Below are 18,389 nucleotides of genomic sequence, written 5' to 3'. Positions count from 1 at the left end.
CCGCGCCGCCAAGTGATGGGTTTCGCTTCGCTCTACCCATCCTACGTTCTGACACACGCCTCACGGATCGATCAGCACACCCGGATTCAACATCCCCTTCGGATCGAGCTCGCGCTTGGCGCCGCGCAGCGCTCGGGCGAACAGCTCGGGCCGTTGCCTGTCGTAGAACGGCCGGTGGAAGCGGCCGACGGCGTGGTGGTGGGTGGTGGTGCCGCCATGCTCCACGGTCGCAGCCGTGCAGGTCGACAGCACCTCCATGAACTGGTCGAGCATGATCCGCTTGTCGAGCAGGCCTCCGAACGTGAAATACAGGCATGGGCCGTCGGGATAGACATGCGTGAAACGGCAGGTGACGGTGCCTTCGCGCCCGGTCACCCGCTTGATGGTGTCGTGGGTGATTTTCGTGATCTTGCCGTGGAAGTCGCGGAAGCGTTCCCACGTCATCGATGTCTCGAACGTCGATGACAGGATGCCGCGCGCCACGGCGTGCTCGCTGTAATGGGGTGCGCGGATGAACTTGTTGCGCCAGGCGCCGGCAGCGCCCGAGCGGTGCGAGTTCTCGTCCTCCAGCGCAGCCGCATCCGGCACACCGCCGCAGTCACGGCAGATCTCGAGCGCGCGGGCCATCCAGGCATCGAGCGGATGATCTGATGACTCGAAGGTCAGCATCAACACCGCCTCTTCATTCTCCCAGGGGATGTCGGGCAGCGCCTCGCGCGCTTCCAGCAGCCGGCAGTTGGCGGGATAGAGGCCGGCCTGGGTAATGCCGCGCACGGCATCGGCGCCGGCATAGAAATCCCGGAAGCGCACGCTGGTTGCCGCGCGAAAACCCGGCTTCTTGCGCAGCCGCATCCAGGCTTCGGTGATGATGCCCAGAATGCCCTCCGAGCCGATGAACATGCGGTCGGGGCTGGGGCCGGCACCGGAGCCCGGCAGACGGCGCGTCTCCAGCGTACCGACCGGCGTCACGACGCGCGTGCTTTCGACGAAATCGTCGATGTGGGTGTAGAGTGTCGCGTAATGGCCGCCCGAGCGGGTCGCAATCCAGCCGCCCAGCGTGGAGCAGCGGTAAGCCTGCATGTAATGACGCATCGTGAACGGCGTATCGCGCAATTGTTCCTCGATGTGCGGCCCGTATACCCCGCCCTGGATGCGCGCGGCCTGGCTGACGGGATCGACTTCCAGCACCTTGTCCATGTGACGCATGGAAATCGTCACGACCTTCTCGAAGGCAGCAGAGGGTTCGATGCCCTTCACCACCGACGAGCCGCCGCCATAGGGGATGGCCTTGGCACCGGTCTGGTCGCACCAGTCGAGGACGCGGACGATGTCCTCTTCGCTTTCGGGGAAGGCGACCGCGTCGGGCGGATTGGGAACGGAGCGCATGAACATCCGGCAGGTGTCGAACCACGCCTTGCCGTAGGAATGCTCCAGCCGGGTGAGCTGGTCGGTGCGAACGATCGATTGCAGCGCCGCGGGCACGGCGACGCGCGATGCGCGTAGCGAAATCTGGTCCGCCTTCGGCGGCGGCGTGACGTCGAAGCCGGACACCCCGTATCGCCGAGCGATGCCCGCTTCCCAGGGCTTGATCTCCTCCGGCGTCAGATCTTCGTCGGCGTAGCCCCACGCATAGAATTTCTTCTGCCGCCTCATCGTCGGATCCCCCGATGAACCCTGCACCGGGCGCGATGGTAGCGGCTATCGCGACAGGCCGGAAGCGGAACGCGTTCCGCTCACGCGACGGCGATGCGGCGAGAGGGCGTCGGCAATATCTTGCGCATCAGCAGACTGCCGCCCCGGTGCGGCAGCCTGGGAGCGACAGCCAGCTCGGCGATCCCGACCTCGACAAATCCGTGACGCTTGTACAGCCGGATCGCCGCGACATTGTCGACCCACACGTGCAGGCTCAGGCGGGATAATCCGGCTTCCTGGCTCGCAGCCTCGGTCAGGGCGATCAAATGCGTCCCGACACCGTTGCCGCGATAGTTGCCGGCAACGGCAATGGCATTGAGGAACATGCTGCCCCGGTCGCGCAACCGCAGCATCGGTCCGATGTGATCGAACCGGTCCGACACCAGGGAAAGAAAGGTTTCTTCCGCGAGCGAGTCGGCCGGGAAGAAGTTCGCCACCCCCACTATCCCGGCCGATGCGCTGCTCGCGACCAGGCAGTTCTCGTAAGACAGCGGACCGCCGCTCATGCCCACGCCCGCAGCGACGATATCGGAGGCAGTGACGAATGGAATCAGGTCGTCGAAGAGAAACTCGTAGAGACCGCCTCCGGCCTGGCAGATCAGGTCGGCAATCGCGCGGTTGTCGTCCGGCACCGCAGGCCGGTAGACGAGTTGTTCGTCGCTTGGCGAGAACTCGCGTGAGATCTTATCCATGGCGGCCAGAGATCTGTCAGCGAAAAATGGAGCAATCGTCGGCCTGCGCGGGCGAGTCGCCTGCAAGCAACAGCCCGGCGTCGCCGCCGGGCCTACTCAGTATTCTTCATTCGTCGCTCCAGGGCCAGCGCCAGTGGCGCCATCCCCACCTGCGCGGGCCTGCCGCCTCGAGCATCGCCTTCTGCTTGTCGTCGAGCGCGTCGTAGAATGCCTGGAAGGCGGGCCGCACGGTCTTGATCGCCTGCTGCATCGCCTCGAGCCGCTTTTCGGCCAGTGCCAGCCGCTCGGTCGGCTTGGAAGGCGGCGTGGCCGGGCAATCCTTGGTGATGATTTCCGCCGCTTTCGCCGACGCGGTCTTGAGATCGTTGAGCAGGCTTTTCTGCGCGTCAGTCGGCTTGAGGGTGTCCTGGAACTGGGAAATGCGCCATTCGGCAAATCCGGCCATGCGCGGGTTGCAGAAGAAGCCGAAGCCGCGCCCTCCCATCATTCCCGGGCCCATCATCATGCCGGGTCCCATCATGCCCGGTCCCCCTCCGGGCCCGCCGGGACCGGGTTGGGCGGCTGCGATCGAGCCGGATGCTGTCGCCATCAGTAGAGCTGCAATCACGGACTTTGCTTGATTTCGCATCGCGACGCCTCCTTGAGGTTGAGCGCAGCAGGCTATGCCGGCGCAAACCGTGGCGTTCTGATCTGGGTCAAGCCGGTCGAGGCAGCCGATCTCGCCGTCCTTTCCGATCGGCGGCGCCCGCGGCATACCGATCCGGGTTGGCGATGCGATGTTGATATGTGTCAAAGGGCCCTTTCGCCCCGGTGCTCCAATGCAGCCATTCAAAGGCAGAAGGGGACCTCTGCCATGGAACGCAGCGACGACATCTGGTTCACGGCATCTGTCGCCTGGCTTTGCACATCCGTGCTTGGCGCGTGCGCAGTTTTCGTACTGGGCTGAAGCTGGAGGACAGGGCGGCTGGGCTGCCGGTCCGATGATGCTGCCCGTTGCCCGGCGTTCCCCATGGAAGGTGGGATGCGCCGGTTCCGCGGGGGACACTGGTGTTCCGGCTGATTGAATCGCAGATGCCCTGCCGGGCTGCAGGCTCCCACAGGGCAAACAAAAAGCCCGGCATCACTGCCGGGCTTTTCGTTTCAGGTATTGCTTTCGCCATTCTTTCAGGCTGCCTCGTCCTCGACGGCGGCATCGTCACCCTCCGCGTCGAGATCCTCGCCGTCGGCATCGCCCTCGGCGGAACCTTCGGCTTCGGTCTTGGCGCCGCGGCGCGGGCTCTTGGCGAGCTGGCTCTCGATTTCCTTGACCGCTTCGGTCTCGGTCGAGTGCTGAACCACCGCGATCTCGCGGGACAGGCGATCGAGCGCCGCTTCATAGAGCTGGCGTTCGCTGTAGGACTGCTCGGGCTGCGATTCGGAACGGTAGAGGTCGCGCACGACTTCCGCGATCGCGACGATGTCACCGGAATTGATCTTGGCTTCGTATTCCTGGGCGCGGCGCGACCACATGGTGCGCTTGACCCGGGCACGGCCCTTCAGCGTCTCCAGCGCCTTCTTGACCAGCGCGGGATCGGACAGCTTGCGCATGCCGACATTGGCGACCTTGGCGGTCGGCACGCGCAGCGTCATCTTGTCCTTGATGAAGTTGATGACGAACAGCTCGAGCCGGGCGCCCGCGATCTCCTGCTCCTCGATGGCGAGGATCTGGCCGACGCCATGCGCCGGATAGACCACGAATTCGTTGGTCTTGAAGCCCTGGCGCTGGGTCAGCGGCTTCTTCTCTTCCACGCGCGGCGGAACCGCCGGCTTCGCGGCAGCCTTCGGAAGGACAGCCTTGGGGGCGGCGGCAACCGGCTTCGCGGCGGCAGCGGCAGGCTTCACAGCAGGGGTCTTGGCGACAGTTTTCGCGGCAACTTTAGCGGTAGGCGCCTTCGAAGCAGACGACTTCGAACCAGCCGCTTTCGCGACAGTCTTGGCATTCTTGGATGGCATTGCACTTCTTTTATTGGAGGACTTCGCAGCCGCGGCCTTTTTCGGCTCCTTCACGGACGCCTTGGCACGGCCCTTGGATGCGCTGCGGCTCGCCGCAGCGGCTTTCTTGGTGGTCTTGGAAGCACTCTGTTTACGCGTTTTCTGTGACACAGCCTGCGCGCGGGAAACTGCCACGCCCCTGTTGCAAGGTTTTTGACGGGAACCCATAGGGGCCAAGCGGGGCTGACGGGTTCGGCTTGAATGTGCCCAATATAGCACATTTTCCGCAAAAATCAATGATTTACGCCCGATTCCGGGCGCATCCGGGGCGGTTTTGACACTCTGTTACGGAATTAGGGTTAAGCGGACCCCTTTTATTAGGGCCGATTCGGACCTACCTGGGGATTTGGGGCAACCCGCGAATCAGTCGCCGGTGCCGGGGCCCGGAGAAAAATATTTCTCGAATTTGCCTTCCATGCCCTCGAATTCCTTCGCGTCGGCAGGCTGGTCCTTCTTCTGGGTGATGTTCGGCCAGCTCTTGGCGTATTCGGCGTTGACCTCGAGCCACTTCTCCAGCCCCGGCTCGGTGTCGGGCTTGATGGCGTCGGCCGGGCATTCCGGCTCGCACACGCCGCAGTCGATGCATTCGTCCGGATGGATCACCAGCATGTTCTCGCCCTCGTAGAAACAATCGACGGGGCAGACCTCGACGCAATCGGTGTACTTGCACTTGATGCAGGCTTCAGTGACGACGTAAGTCATCCAAGGCTCCGGAACGGTCTTGTTTTGATGGCAGTTTTCCCGGGGTTGCGTAGCGCAGGACGTGCGCTGCCGCAAGGGAAGCGGGGGTGCGAAATCGGCCCGTTTCGCGCATCCCTGCCCATCTCAGATAGCTACTTCGGACCGGCTTGCAAATCCTCGTACAGCGCGCGCGCCGCGGTCGCATCGCCGCGCCGCTCGGAGAAGCCGACCACCTTCATCAGGCGCACGCCGCGATCGAGCGCGATGGTGATGACGTCGCCCGGCTTCACCGCATGGCCCGGCGATTTCTCGCGCACGCCGTTGATGCGGACATGGCCGCTCTCGACCAGCGCTGCGGCACTGGTGCGGGCCTTGACCACCCGCGCATGCCACAGCCATTTGTCGAGACGCTGTCTGTCCAATCGCGATCTCTGCGCGACGCGCTTTTGTTTGACGCGTTTTCTTGACGCGAACCGGCGCCACTTCGCTTGAAAACGCTATGTTAGTCCTTACGCGCGAGCTGCTCCTTGAGCGCCGCGAGCTTGGCAAAGGGCGAGTTCGGATCGGCCGCGCGATTGTCGCGTGGATTGGCCGATGTCGCATATTGGCGATGCGAGGGGCCGGACTCGCGGTCGCGGCGTCCGCCCTTGTCGCGGTCGCGGCCGCCGCGCTCGGGCCGGTCCTTGCGCTCGAACTTGTCGCGCCGCTCGTCCTTGCCCTTACCCTTGCCTTCAAAGCGCTCGCCGCGTTCCTCGCGCTTGCCTTCACGTCCATCCTGGCGCGGCGCGCCCTCACCGCCTTCGCGCGGCTTCCTGAAATCGCGGTGACGGTCGCGGCGGCCGCGATGCTCGGCAGGTTTTTCGCCATCGGCCGGCTGGGCGGCGGCATCGCCCGTGGCGGCCTGCGCGCCATCGGCCTTGCGCTGATCGCGGTGGCGGGGACGGTGGCGCTCTTGACGCGGGCGGCGCTCCTCGTGACGGCCGCCGGGGCGCCAGACTTCGACCAGCACAGGCTCGGCGGCGGCCTCGGGTGCGGCAGCAACGGCTTCAGCGGAGGGAGTTTCTGCAACGGCGGCCTCTGCGGGCGCCGCTTCGCCGGCGGGAACTTCAGCCGCAGTTTCCGCCGGAACGCTTTCGCTGGCGGCAGCCTCCGTCGACGCCGTCTCGGCAGTCGCTTCAGCGGCGACAGGTTCCGGCGCAGCTTCAGCAGCAGACGCTTCCACGACTGGCGCGGGCTCGGGCGCAACTGGCGCCTCGGCTTCCGCCGGCGCGGGCTCGGCCGCAGGCGGAGCCACCGCATTGTCGTTGGCGGCAGCGCCCATGTTGAGTTCCGGCAGCAGCGCGGCCGAGGGAGATGCCTCGACTTCCGCCGCGGCTTCCACCGGCGGCGTCTCGGCGGACACCGTCTCCACCTTCTCGGCCGGCTTTTCCGCGAGCGGCGGGCGGCGGTCCATGCGGTAGCCGAGCGCGCGCAGGATCGAGGCGAAGTCTTCGCCGGCGGAACCCGTCAGCGAAGTCATCGCCTGCGTCACCACGAAACCGCGGCCGTCGAACGCACCGGCGGGCTTTTCGCCCGGGGAAGTTTCCTTCCAGGCCAGCGCCGGGCGGATCAGGTCCGCCAGCCGCTCCAGGATGTCGACGCGCACCGCGCGCTCGCCGCACTGGCGATAGCCGAGCATGCGATAGGCATCGCGCGGCAGGGTCTTGTCGACCGGGAACGAGGTACGTCCCGAGCTTGCCAGATGCTGCGCACCCGACAGCGCGGAGAGATCGACATTGCTCTGCTTCTCCGCCCACAGCAGCGAGGCCAGCGAGCGCGCCGCGGGCTTCAGCAGCCCCGGGAAATAGATGTGATAGGCGCCGAAGCGCACGCCGTATTTGCGCAACAGCGCGCGCGAGGGCTGGTCGAGATCCTTCATCTCGGCCGAAATCCTGTTGCGCTCGAGCACGCCGAGCGCCTCCACCAGCTGGAACGCGATGCCGCGCGCAATGCCGGTGACGTCCTCCGCCTTCGACAACGCAAACAGCGGCCCGAGCAGCTTTTCGATATGCGTCTTCAGCCAGAGATCGAGCCGGGTCTGCACGGCCTCGCGCGGCGCGCCGGTCAGCCGCTCGTCGGAGACGATGCGGATGCGCGGATGCAGCGCATCGTCGGCCGCCACCAGCTTGGCCACGGCGTCGCCGGTCCAGCGGATGGTGCCGTCGGAGGTCAGGATGAACTGGTCGTCGGCGGCCGCCGCCAGCTTCTCGGCCCGCGCATCGATCTCGCGCGCCAGCACCTGCTGCGCAGCCGCCTGCAAGGCCTTGGCGTCGGAACCTGCTTCCGCCGCGTCAGGCGCAAAAGTAAAGCCGTCGAGGCGGCCGATGGTGTGGCCCTCGACGATCACTTCGCCGGTCTTGCCGATCTCAGTATTCAAACCCGTATTCTCCCGCAGGCGGCGCATCAATACACTGGTACGGCGGTCAACGAAACGCTCCGTAAGCCGTTCATGCAGCGCATCTGACAATTTATTTTCGATCTCCCGCGTCACGCCCTGCCAGTGCTCGGGGTCGGCCAGCCAGTCCGGCCGGTTAGCCACGAAAGTCCAGGTGCGGATCTGCGCGATCCGGCCCGACAGCGTGTCGATATCGCCGTCGGTGCGGTCGGCCTGGTCGACCTGGGCGGCATACCAGGCGTCGGGAATGCGGCCTTTCCGCATCAGGTCGCCGAAGATCGTGGTCACGAGCTCGGCATGCGCGGCCGGCGATATCTTGCGGTAATCGGGAATGGCGCAGGCGTCCCATAGCCGCTCGACGGCGGCGGCGCCATGCGCGAGATCGCGCACCTCGCCGTCGCGCGCGGCATGGTCGAGCACGCGCATGTCCTCGGCGATCGGCGCCCGCGTCAGTGCCTCGTGATTGGGCGGCAGCGCCAGCGACACCTGCAGCGAACCGAGCGAGGAGAAATCCAGCCGCGCATTGCGCCATTGCAGCGTCTTCACGCTGTCGAAGGAATGGTTCTGCAGTGCGTTGACCAGTTCCGGCTCGAACGGCGCGCAGCGCCCTGTTGTCCCAAACGTGCCGTTGCGCGTCGCGCGTCCTGCGCGTCCGGCGATCTGCGCGAACTCGGCCGGCGTCAGCCGGCGGAACTGGTAGCCGTCATATTTGCGGTCGCTGGCAAAGGCGACGTGATCGACATCGAGATTGAGCCCCATGCCGACCGCGTCGGTGGCGACGAGATAATCGACGTCGCCGTTCTGGAACATCTCCACTTGCGCATTGCGCGTGCGGGGCGACAGCGAGCCCAGCACCACGGCCGCGCCGCCATGCTGCCGGCGGATCAGCTCGGCGATCGCGTAGACTTCGTCCGACGAGAACGCGACGATGGCGGTGCGCCGCGGCTGCCGCGTGATCTTGCGGTCGCCGGCGAATTCCAGCGTCGAGAGCCGCGGCCGCGTGACGATGGACGCGCCGGGCAGCAGCTTTTCGATGATCGGCCGCATGGTGGCGGCACCGAGCAACAGCGTCTCGTCGCGCCCGCGCCGGTTGAGGATGCGGTCGGTGAAGACATGGCCGCGCTCGAGATCGGCGGCGATCTGGACTTCGTCGACGGCGAGGAACGACACGTCGATATCGCGCGGCATCGCCTCCACGGTCGACACCCAGAAGCGCGGCGATTTCGGCTTGATCTTCTCCTCGCCCGTGATCAGCGCGACGGCGTCGCTGCCGACGCGGGCTGCGATCTTGTTGTAGACCTCGCGCGCCAGCAGGCGCAGCGGCAATCCGATCAGCCCGGAGGAATGGCCGAGCATCCGTTCGATGGCCAGATGCGTCTTGCCGGTATTGGTCGGACCCAGCACGGCGGTAACGCCGGCGCCGGGCGCCCGTTCATGACTGAGCGAGGCGTGAGAAGGAGAGAAGGCCATATGTTGTAAGGGGTTTCTGTCTCACTTTGCGACGCCTTCTACCTGGCGGGCGCCGCGCTTTTAAGGCTTGCGAACGAGTCTGGAACGAAAGGCGCCCGAATCGCTGACTCCCGCTGGCTCCGGCTTCGTTCACCGCAACATCTCGCGTGGAGGTGCAGGTGGCGATACTAGATCAAGTTTGGGAGGGCCGAACAAGGCGTGTTTTCGGGCGGCGATTCCTTAAATTTTGCGCGCGCCCGAGTCGAATCAGAACCGGGCGGGAGTCAATGGGGATTCAGGGCTCCTTGAGCGCCGCTCTCACTACTCGTCATGCCCGGGCTTGACCCGGGCATCCACGTCTTCCTTGCTGTTGAGCCAAAGGCGTGGATGGCCGGGTCAAGCCCGGCCATGACGGTGAATGTCACTGCGTCTTCGCCACCCGCGGCGGCAGCGCGGTGGTGTTGAACTGCGTGGCCTCCAGCACGGCGGGGCCGAACGGCGTCGGGATCACGGTACGGAACGGCACCAGGATGCGCGTGCCTGCGATCGGCACCAGTGTGACCTCCATGCGCCGCTCGTTGGCGAGGTGCTTGATCACGGGCCGGTCGGGGATGTAGCCCGCAACCGGCGTGAAGTAGAGGGAGCAGACCACGGCGGGGCCGTGATAGCCCTTGTCCGCCTTCACCGTTTCCATGCGCTTGAAATCGAGCTTGATGTCGTAGCGCAGCCTGCCGTCGAACACGGATGTGCCGCTGCGGCAGACCTCGGGGCTCAACAGTTCGACATTGGCGGGCACGCGCACCAGCGAGCTGGTCATGGGATCGACCACGCCCTTCTTGTGCGCGTCTGTGACGACGATGCGGTCGGCATCGACCGGCGGCTCCGGCACGATGGAGAACTCCCGCACATTGCCGCCGCCGAGCAGGATATTGATGGTCTCGGATTTCTTGGAGCTGACGGTTGCCGTGTAGTTTCCCGGCACCAGCGCGCCATTGACGACGCGGCCCTGCACGGAACCCGAGCCGGTGCCGCTAGAGAACGCCTTCAGGAGCCCCGCGGTCGCGCCCTGCGCGGAGGCGGAATAGAAGTCGTCGCCGATCTCGATGCCCCAAGTGCCCCGGCCGACCGCAATCCCGGCGAGCGAGGCCTCGTAATGCGCCTCGAGCTTGCCCTGCGCCGCCGCCGGCGGCGCCAGCAGCAGGAGCCCGGCCGCGCAGGCAGCCGCACACCAAGCGGCAGCCGGGCGCGGCAGTTTGGCGCGGGTCGGAATCGGCAAGGATGGGTCCTGTTCTGGGCGCGAGCTAACGGTCATCTAAGCAGCAAAACCGGACGGGCAACTCTCTAAAATATGGACCCCTTCCATGTCGGCGCCGATTGCGCCGTTTATATGGTGGGTTAAGGCCCTGAAATTCCAAGGAAACCGCCTCCCTGCCCTGCATTTTCGCGGCCAAAAACCTTGACGCCGCGTGCCCCGCCCCCTATACGTCCGCCCGTTCCTGGAAATGGACGAGATTTTGGACCCCCGCGGGCGCGACGCGCGCGCTGTAACGGGCGGGGATGGAAGAGGATTTTCCGATCATGTCGCGGCGCTGTGAACTGACGGCCAAGGCCCCGCAGGTGGGCCACAAGGTGAGCCACTCGAACATCAAGACCAAGCGGCGTTTCCTGCCGAATTTGTGCAATGTCACCTTCATCTCGGACGCGCTCGGCCGCAACGTGCGCCTGCGCGTTTCGACCAATGCGCTGAAGAGCGTCGACCACAATGGCGGCCTCGATGCGTATCTGCTGAAGGCCCGCGCCACCGCGCTGTCGCCGCGGGCGCTGGAGCTGAAGCGCGCCATCGAGAAGAAGCTCGGCGACCAGCCGGCGAAGCAGGCGAGCTGAGCGGATTTTGGTTGGGGCTGACTGGGGCGAGTAAGCGTCCAGTGGCGTGAGAGATTAGGCGTCAGAGTTGAGTTTGTAGCGGCCGGGTCGGAAACGACCCGGCCGTTTTTTTGTTGCTCAGGGCCGGACGATCCTAGCAATGGGTCTCAGCCGCCCACTATCGTCGGCTTTGCTCAATGATTAAGTTCCTAACCCGTGGAGCCGATCAACACCCGCCGCCCGACAACATCTAATCGCTTAGGTTGCAGTAATGCCCCGCCGGCATTACTTTGAACGTCAAATCCAACCGTTGGGAGACGACGTGAAACCAAGAGTTTTCATTGGCTCATCAGTTGAACAATTAGAGCTGGCTTATGCCACACAGGAAGCCCTCGAATATAGCGTCGAATCCACAGTTTGGACCCAAGACGTTTTCAAGCTTTCCCGCGGATCGCTTGCGTCTCTGATTGACCAACTAGATGAGAGTGATTTCGGAATTTTTGTACTCGCACCTGATGATGTCACCACTATCCGAGACGCGGAAAAACGCACTATCCGCGACAACGTTGTTTTTGAGTTAGGGTTGTTTATAGGTCGCCTCGGTAGCGACCGATGCTTTCTAATCGTACCAAGAGGATTGGACGACCTGCACCTTCCTACCGATTTGGTAGGCGTAACGCCAGCAACCTACGATCCCGACCGGCAGGATGCCAATCTAAATGCCGCACTCGGTCCGGCGTGTAGTCGTATTCGAAAAGCGATCTTGAAGGCTGGTCGCCTGCAGCCAACCGAGGCAGTCGGAACCGAAGCAGAAGAAATTGTCGAACCTTTATGCAGCGATCCGGTCGACTGTCAGGCTCTGATCCAATCGTGGATGGGCGAACGGAATTCCGGCCAGAACCAAAGCGTCATTCGCTACGCAGATGTGGACCGAGAGCTTCGCTTGGTTCCGGGCTCTGCTAGACGCTTTATTCAAGCTGCCGCCAAATGGTGGGGCTATGAGCCGCTTTTGGAAGGCAAAGATACTATCACGTTTAAGCAAACGCACGAATACTAACCAGCCTCACCGTTGAAGCAGCATGTCCCAGCGAGATTCCAACAGCAAGCCGCTAAATTTTAGAGACATCGCATTCGGCTACTCAAGTGCGGAGGCCGAGCGATCGAATGACCCAGGCCTTCTGCTTGAAGGTCATATCGACTTTAAAGCATCGAGCGAAGAGGCGCTGCATGGAGCAAAATACTTGTTTCTCGGCTACAAGGGAGCGGGAAAGTCGTCGATAGCCGAGCGAATTGCTCTGACTCATTCAAGCAGATCGGATTTCGTAAAGTCACTTTCTCTTGCCGAGTTCCCTTTCACACCTTTCTCAAGAGTCATTCGAGGAGATGCGGAGCCAGAAGCAAAATTTCCTACGGCGTGGTCATGGATCATATTGATCTATGTCCTTGAATCGATGGCTCGCGACAAAGATATTCGCCTCACCGATCGCAACGCTTTCGAAGATTCAATAAAGGCATTTCGAGAAATGGGGCTTTCACCAGCAGCGGAGCCTGGAGGAATTGTCCGTATGAGCGCAAAGAACAATTTTCGTCTTTCTTTGCCAGGCAAGTTAGCGGAGTTCTCATGGTCTGGCTCCGAAACCAAACCCGCCTCTGACATTCCAGACTTCGTGGAAAGTTTGAAAGGCCTCGTAAGAGGCGTGCGTGGCGACAACATGCATTATCTCTTGATCGACGGACTTGATGACGTCCTTACAACGCGCGAGGTTCAGTACAAATCTCTTGCAGCTCTGATTTTCGAAGTGGGTCGGCTGAACCTGGATTTCAAGAACAATCGGGTACCCGTGAAGATAATCCTGCTTTGTCGAACCGACCTTTATGAGCGGATACCGGGCGCCAATAAGAACAAGACTCGCCAAGACCACGCAGTTGAGTTGGATTGGTATCACGATCCTCGCGAACCAAGACAATCCGCGCTGATAGAGATTGCCAACGTTCGGGCATCTAGAAGTTTGAAGGTGAGAACAGACCTGTTCGATACTTTCTTTCCAACTGAGATCGACAATACTGACGTACGCCGGTACTTGCTGGAGATGACACGGCACACACCGCGTGATTTCCTACGATTGCTGTTTCACATACAAGAATTTTCGAGCGTGGGGCGGCTGTCCGTTGGTGCCATAAAATCAGGTCTGCGCGACTATTCGATAAAGTACTTCTTGCCCGAAATACAAGATGAACTTAGCGGTTACGCTACTCCGGATGAAATCTCGCGCATGATAAGCGCGCTGGGTCGGCTAAGGAAGCGAGACTTCAAGTTAGCCGAATTGATCGACGCATCTGGGACATCCAACAAATCTCTACCTGCCGAACGCGTTCACGAGATTGTGGAAGCCTTGTTCAATTGCAGCGCGCTTGGAAACATTCAGCACAGACGGGGTGGAACGACCTACTACACTTTCAAGTATCGAAATCGTCATTCGTCATTTAACGAGGGCGAGAGCATCATGCTTCATAGAGGGCTTTGGAAGTCTTTGAACGTTATCTAGATTAGTGGTCGACTTCTCCTATTTGTTTGAGTGAACTCTTCCTCCGAACGCCAATAGCGGTCCCACCAGCATCGCGGCTATAGGCTTTGCGGTGACGCTATTCGTGCTCATGATCGCAATCATATCGACGGTGCTCGCTACTCGGCTTGCGCCCACGCGGACGGACCGGGCTGGTACTAACCTCTGATTGGGCAGCAGTACTGGATCTCGCCGCGCCGACAATGCGCATCTGATCGACGACGCAAAGACAAGGAACGGCTCGCACAGGCGGCAATAATGCCGCGCGGGGCGGTTTTCTTCAAATACAACTACAGGTACCATGCCAATATCCGGTTGAGCCCACCGGGGGAGGGTGCCGCAGTGAGATTGCTTCGTCGCTCGCGGCTCCCTCTCTGACGAGCAGGTAGAAGGGGGGAGAGATGACCGACTTCATCGGCCGCAACATCGTCATCCTGTGCGACGGCACGGGCAACGAGATCAGCGAGAACATCTCCAATGTGCTGAAGCTGTATCGCTGCCTGCGCAAGACGCCGAAGACACAGCCGCGCCAGCTCGTCTATTACGATCCCGGGGTCGGCACGCTGTCGCGGCCGGACGTCTGGCACAGGCTGCGGCAGGATTTCAACGCCATCCTGGGGCTCGCCACCGGCTACGGGCTCGACGACAACGTGATCGCGGCCTACGAATTCCTGGTCGACAACTGGATGGAGGGCGACCGCATCTATCTGTTCGGATTCTCGCGCGGCGCCTATACGGTGCGGGTGCTGGCGGGGCTGATCCACAAAATTGGCCTGATCACGCCGGAGCAGGTCAATCTCGCCGGCTCCGGGCTGATCGCCTACAAGCAGTTCTCCTCCGACACGCCGTCGCAGGGGCTCGACCTGCGCGTCCTCACCGATGCCGGCGCCGCCGGCGACGACGACGGGCCGCTGCCGGTCAACAAGTTCGACAACGCCGCGCAGTTCGCGCGCATCACCTCCTCGCGCGCGCCCACCATCCATTTCACCGGCGTGTGGGACACGGTGGCGAGCGTGATCGTGCCGCGCGCGGACCGCTTCTATTTGCCCTCGCTGGAGGAGCTCGCCTTCACCATTGCGAACCCCAGCGTGAAGATCTTCCGCCAGGCGATCTCGATCGACGAGCGGCGCTGCATGTTCCGCCTCAAGCGATGGGACGACCCGCAGACTTACCTGAGCAATCCCTGGAAGGACCCGGAGAAGGGCGAGGCGCAGGACATATTGCAGGTGTGGTTCGCCGGCGTGCATGCCGATATCGGCGGCGGCTATCCGGAGGCACGGAGCCAGGTCTCGAAATATCCGCTGATCTGGATGATCGGCGAGGCCGTCAAGGCCGGCCTCACCGTCAACACCCAGCGCGTCAACCAGCTCGCCTGGGGCCGCCAGCGCAAGGGCAGCCCGTTCCAGTATGTCGCGCCCGACTACAAGGCGGATGCGCACAACTCGATGAACCTCGCCTGGCGCCTGCTCGAATGCGTGCCGAAGGCTGCGAAGTACAAGGAATGGCCGGAGCGGAAAACGCTGCTCGGCTTCTACATCCCCTGCTGCGAGCCGCGCGTCATCCCCGAAGGCGCCGTGATCCACGAATCCGTGCTCAAGCGCATCGAAGCGCGCGAGGACTACCGGCCGGTCAACATGCCCCGGACGTACAGGATCTTCGACTTGCCGACGCCGCCGCCGGAGCAAGATGCGTAGGGCGGATTAGCGTAGCGTAATCCGCCGACCGGCGGCGGGTTACGCCTTGCGGCTAACCCGCCCTACGGAGCTACGCGGTTTCCCACCACCACCCACCCCTCCGTTTTCGATTTTCCGTAACAATTCGTGATTTCCATTTTTCGGAAATCTGTGCCACAACCCGCTCACCCCGCGCCCCGGTAGGGGCGGATCATGATCGTCACGGTACGTTTGGGTGCGGGTTGCGATGGACGCTTGCGGCGTCGGGTGTTCTTCACCTGACGAAAACGCCGCAGCGTACGGCGAAATCGTGTGGTCCTGGCGCCGCGACCCTGGCGCTACGTTGGCGGGGAGATTTCTCCGCCGGCAACGGGGGCAAGACAGGCCGTTCCCCGGGGAGAGTACGTATAAGCCGTAAGCCCATTGCGCGGGGAAGGCCGGGTTGTCCCGGCTGTACCTGTCAAACCCGTGTGCATTTCTGTAGCACTTCTTCGCACACGGTTCTGCGGGTGCCGCCGGCACCCGGCCTTCCCTGCGCCCTCCACGCTTCGCGAGGGCCGACGAAACAAGCCCCGGGCAAAAAACCCGCCGCGGGAACGTGAAGCCGTGTCGTCGCGCAGGCTGTCTGAAAAAAGAAATGAAAGTGCTTCCGCGTCTCTCCTTCCCCTCTCCCCTTGTGGGAGAAGGTGGCGCGCATCGACAGATGCGCGACGGATGAGGGGTCTCTATCCGCAAACACGAACGCTACGGCAGAGACTCAATCCGCGGAAACAGACCCCTCACCCCGCTTCGCGTTCCGCGAAGCGACCCTCTCCCACAAGGGGAGAGGGTGATTGCACCATCACACCAGCGCGTAGGCCTGCGCGGCGCGGGCGTGGGTGACGCCGGTGGAGGTCAGATTCCAGCCGATCGCCGCCATGGTGACGATGTCGCTGCCCGACATCTTCTCGATCAGGCCGGGATAGGAGAAGCCGAACGGATCGGGACCCATGCTGGCGTTCCAGTCGCCATAGTCGCCGGCGGTGCCGTCGGAGGCGTTGAAGCCGCCGAGATTGGTGAGGCCGTTGTCGATCGAGAAGTAGGCGACGTCGCCGCTCTGCTGGCTCAGCGCGCGGATCGGCGAGCCGGCCTGCGGATTGGCGTTGTTGGTGGAGGTGTAGCGATAGAGGTCGAGCGCGGTATAGACGCCGCTACCGAACGCGTTGCCGACCGAGCCGACGCGACCCATCACCTCGGTGAACTCGTGCTGGAAGGCGCCGATCGCGTCGAACTTGCCGGCCACCGGCTTCTGGTTGAACTGGAAGGCGATCGCGCTGGACAGGCCGACATAGCCGTCGAGCTGCGCGCTCGCACCGGAAAGCCCGAGCGCCTTGGCTTCCGCGCGCGCGATCGCGAAGCTGCCGGAGGTCGGGTTATTGGCAGCAAGGCTCGCGGCGGCCTTCGCCTGCACCGTCGAATTGCCGGCGTAGCTCTTGATCGCGTTGGTGAGGGTGGCGTAGCTCACGGCGCCGGAGAAGGTGCCGCTCGAGGCGGCCGCACCCGGCGAGATCGCGCTGCCGCCGACTTCGCCATAGCCCATCTGGATGTTGATCACGACCTTGTTGGACAGCTCCGCCGAAAGTCCCGCCGCCGCGGCAATCGCCGCGTTCCTGAAACCGGCCGGCGCGTTCGCGACGCTGGCGCCCCAGGAGAGATTGAACTGCAGCCCGTTCGCCGAGCCGACCAGCGTGGTGGTGGAGAGCTGCGGGGCGCTGAAGGAGGAGATCTGGTCGACAGAGAGGCTGGCGCCCTGATAGGCCAGCAGCGTCGCGGTCTGCGAGGCCGAGAATTTCTGCAGGGTGGCGTTGGCAAGTCCGCTCACCGTGCCGGCGCTGAGGGCGCTGACCTGGGCGGTCGACAGGCCGGAGAGCTGGCTCTGCGACAGCGAGTTGAATTGCGCGGCGCTGAGTTTCGCGATCGCGGTGCCGAGTCCGGAGAGCTGGCTGCTGGTGAACGAGTTTGCCTTGAGCGCCGAAAGGTTGGCCTGGCTCAGCCCGTTGAGCTGGCTCGCGCCGAGCGCCTGCGTCTGCGCCGTGGAAAAGCCGCCGATCTGCGCAGTGGAGAGGCCGTTGAGCGCATCGACCGAGAGCGCCCTGATCTGGCCGGCGGAGAAACCGCCGATGGCGGACTGCGACAGGCCCGACAGCGCGGAGGCGGAAAGTGCGGCCGCCTGCGGATTGGAAAGCGAGCTCACCACCGTGGCGGCGACGTTGCCGGTCTGCGATCCCGTGAAGACGCCGATCTGGCTGGTGGAGAAGGAGCGGAACTGCGCGACGGAGAAATTGCCGACGGTCGTCGCAGAGAGGCCCGCGAGCTGCGAGGTGGTCAGCGCGCTCGCATCCAGCGAACGCAGCGCGGCCTGCGAGAGCCCGTTGAGCTGGGTCACCGTCAGCGCCTTGGTCTGGGCCGAGGTCAGCGCGCCCCTGTTCGCCGAGATCAGCGCATCGGCCTGGCTCGCCGAGAAGCGGCCAATGGCGGCAGTGGAGAGGCCGCGCACCTGGTTTGCCGTCAGCGCGGTGACGTTGAGCGCGTTGAGGTCGGTGGAATCGAGCGCGTTGAGCTGCTGCGCGGTGAAGGCGCGGACCTGGTTCGGCGACAGGCCGGAAACCTGGTTGGCGGTGAGGAACGAGGTCTGCGTGCCGGTCAGCGCGAGGAAGGTGTTGTAGGAGATTGCGTTGAGCTGCTGGGCGGAGAACGACTTGATCGCCGAAGGCGACAGCAGGTTGAGCTGCGCGGCGGTGAGGCCGGAAACCTGCGATGCGCTCATCGACTTGATGTCGGCGCTGGTGAAGCGCGACACCGCCGACAGCGACAGCCTTGCGATCTGGCTGGCGGACAGCCCTGCGACTGCGGACGTCATGATGAGTTCTTCATCCCCCGGGCGAACCAGGGCCGCATTCTTGCAGCCGTATCGCCCGGGAAAAGGCTAGCCGGAACCTGGTTAATTTCAGGTCATTGGAACTTTATGAATAAAGGCAGGAATTGATTAACCATACCGCGACGTTAAGGCGAGATGCCGCACTTCTCTTCCCTTCTCCCCTTGTGGGAGAAGGTGGCGCGCATCGACAGATGCGCGACGGATGAGGGGTCTGTCTCCGGGGATAGAGACCCCTCACCCCGCTTCGCTTACGCGAAGCGACCCTCTCCCACAGGGGGCCTGTTGCGTAATTCGGCGATTGTGATTCTCTGAGACGTGGCCTTGGGAGATCGCGATGGCAGTGAAGCAGACCGGACAACCGAGCTTTATGGAAGTGCTATTGCCGAAGGGGGC

At 63.3% G+C, this 18,389-nt stretch carries 14 protein-coding genes; 5 read left to right on the top strand and 9 right to left on the bottom strand.

The window, feature by feature from the left end; translation table 11 throughout:
• Positions 1–60: 60 nt before the first annotated feature.
• From HZB49_RS11295 to HZB49_RS11280, 4 genes are all read right to left on the bottom strand, one after another.
• A complete protein-coding gene (locus HZB49_RS11295; RefSeq protein ID WP_291611236.1) occupies positions 61–1,653 on the bottom strand; it encodes an FAD-binding oxidoreductase in 1,593 nt (530 codons plus the stop codon).
• Positions 1,654–1,733: 80 nt separating this feature from the next.
• The gene (locus HZB49_RS11290; RefSeq protein ID WP_291611235.1) at positions 1,734–2,450 is read right to left on the bottom strand and encodes a GNAT family N-acetyltransferase; all 717 of its coding nucleotides are present in this window, start codon (positions 2,448–2,450) and stop codon (positions 1,734–1,736) included.
• 40 nt (positions 2,451–2,490) lie between these two features.
• Positions 2,491–3,012: a Spy/CpxP family protein refolding chaperone gene (locus tag HZB49_RS11285; protein ID WP_291611233.1), complete on the bottom strand. Its 522-nt coding sequence runs from the start codon at positions 3,010–3,012 to the stop codon at positions 2,491–2,493.
• Between the two features lie 536 nt (positions 3,013–3,548).
• The gene (locus HZB49_RS11280; protein ID WP_291611231.1) at positions 3,549–4,376 is read right to left on the bottom strand and encodes a CarD family transcriptional regulator; all 828 of its coding nucleotides are present in this window, start codon (positions 4,374–4,376) and stop codon (positions 3,549–3,551) included.
• Here HZB49_RS11280 and HZB49_RS11275 point away from each other — a divergent pair.
• Positions 4,276–4,572: a hypothetical protein gene (locus HZB49_RS11275; protein WP_291611492.1), complete on the top strand. Its 297-nt coding sequence runs from the start codon at positions 4,276–4,278 to the stop codon at positions 4,570–4,572. The genes HZB49_RS11280 and HZB49_RS11275 overlap by 101 nt on opposite strands.
• Before the next feature lie 206 nt (positions 4,573–4,778).
• Here the strand turns inward: HZB49_RS11275 and fdxA are convergent, their stop codons facing one another.
• The 4 genes from fdxA to HZB49_RS11255 form a co-directional block, all read right to left on the bottom strand.
• Positions 4,779–5,117 (bottom strand): ferredoxin FdxA, encoded by a 339-nt coding sequence (gene fdxA / locus HZB49_RS11270; RefSeq protein ID WP_291611229.1) that lies wholly within the window; start codon positions 5,115–5,117, stop codon positions 4,779–4,781.
• Between the two features lie 131 nt (positions 5,118–5,248).
• Complete coding sequence (locus HZB49_RS11265; protein WP_291611227.1) at positions 5,249–5,518, bottom strand: RNA-binding S4 domain-containing protein; 270 nt, start codon at positions 5,516–5,518, stop codon at positions 5,249–5,251.
• A gap of 80 nt (positions 5,519–5,598) precedes the next feature.
• Entirely contained in the window at positions 5,599–9,000 is a 3,402-nt protein-coding gene (locus tag HZB49_RS11260) for a helicase-related protein (RefSeq protein ID WP_291611225.1), read from the bottom strand.
• Between the two features lie 400 nt (positions 9,001–9,400).
• Complete coding sequence (locus HZB49_RS11255) at positions 9,401–10,177, bottom strand: DUF3108 domain-containing protein (protein ID WP_291611476.1); 777 nt, start codon at positions 10,175–10,177, stop codon at positions 9,401–9,403.
• Positions 10,178–10,557: 380 nt separating this feature from the next.
• On the opposite strand from HZB49_RS11255, the gene rpmB reads away from it, so the two are divergent.
• From rpmB to HZB49_RS11235, 4 genes are all read left to right on the top strand, one after another.
• A complete protein-coding gene (gene rpmB / locus HZB49_RS11250) occupies positions 10,558–10,863 on the top strand; it encodes a 50S ribosomal protein L28 (RefSeq protein WP_291611223.1) in 306 nt (101 codons plus the stop codon).
• A 301-nt stretch (positions 10,864–11,164) separates the two neighbouring features.
• Complete coding sequence (locus tag HZB49_RS11245; protein ID WP_291611221.1) at positions 11,165–11,899, top strand: nucleotide-binding protein; 735 nt, start codon at positions 11,165–11,167, stop codon at positions 11,897–11,899.
• A 22-nt stretch (positions 11,900–11,921) separates the two neighbouring features.
• Complete coding sequence (locus HZB49_RS11240; protein WP_291611219.1) at positions 11,922–13,388, top strand: hypothetical protein; 1,467 nt, start codon at positions 11,922–11,924, stop codon at positions 13,386–13,388.
• Positions 13,389–13,807: 419 nt separating this feature from the next.
• The gene (locus HZB49_RS11235) at positions 13,808–15,100 is read left to right on the top strand and encodes a DUF2235 domain-containing protein (RefSeq protein ID WP_291611217.1); all 1,293 of its coding nucleotides are present in this window, start codon (positions 13,808–13,810) and stop codon (positions 15,098–15,100) included.
• Positions 15,101–15,920: 820 nt separating this feature from the next.
• Here the strand turns inward: HZB49_RS11235 and HZB49_RS11230 are convergent.
• Entirely contained in the window at positions 15,921–17,978 is a 2,058-nt protein-coding gene (locus tag HZB49_RS11230; RefSeq protein ID WP_291611215.1) for an NF038122 family metalloprotease, read from the bottom strand.
• Between the last annotated feature and the right edge of the window lie 411 nt (positions 17,979–18,389).

The organism is Bradyrhizobium sp. (assembly GCF_016219575.1).
Classification (GTDB): Bacteria; Pseudomonadota; Alphaproteobacteria; order Rhizobiales; family Xanthobacteraceae; genus Bradyrhizobium.
The sequence above is the reverse complement of the archived record's forward strand: the minus strand, read 5'-3'. Positions and strand labels throughout refer to the sequence as shown.